Raw genomic sequence first — 472 nt, forward strand, 5'->3', positions numbered from 1 at the left:
TATGAATGAGGGGCATGTCGGGGAGGGGGAGTATCAAGCAATGAGCTGGTCCAACGAACCCATGACAGGGGCCTTAACTGCTGTTCAGCATTCTGCTTTTTGGACGTCTCGGGCACCTTCGATGCGCGAGATTTACGGGCTTTCTTCACCGGTTTGGTCTGAGCCTCTTGCGTATTAGCATCATACCAATCACGAAGATTGATCCCTTTGCGACGCACTATGGCTGGCACGCTGCAGTAGTTTTCGCACTCGTCGTGGGTCATCACAGGTTCAGGCATTACCCTGCACTGCGCTGTTACCACATGGACTGTTGCAGGTTTTGGCTTTTGGTTAACCGCACGGATGCAATCACGCAATGCAGTGCCGACCATCATGCCGAAACGGAAGCTTGCTGTACTCATGGTGTTTCTCCAGTGAAAATTGCGGAGAACACCGCCCGAGAGGGGAGTGATTCCCCGCTGGGTGAGTGACG

The 472-nt window shown here is 53.6% G+C and carries 1 protein-coding gene; it reads right to left on the bottom strand.

Going from position 1 to position 472, the window contains the following annotated elements; all coding sequences use genetic code 11:
* Positions 1–401 (bottom strand): hypothetical protein (locus ALO64_RS23885; RefSeq protein WP_235804975.1); only part of this gene is annotated, 401 nt, incomplete at its 3' end.
* Between the last annotated feature and the right edge of the window lie 71 nt (positions 402–472).

Origin of the sequence: Pseudomonas meliae (genome assembly GCF_001400515.1) — a bacterium.
GTDB classification, from domain to species: Bacteria; Pseudomonadota; Gammaproteobacteria; order Pseudomonadales; family Pseudomonadaceae; genus Aquipseudomonas; species Aquipseudomonas amygdali.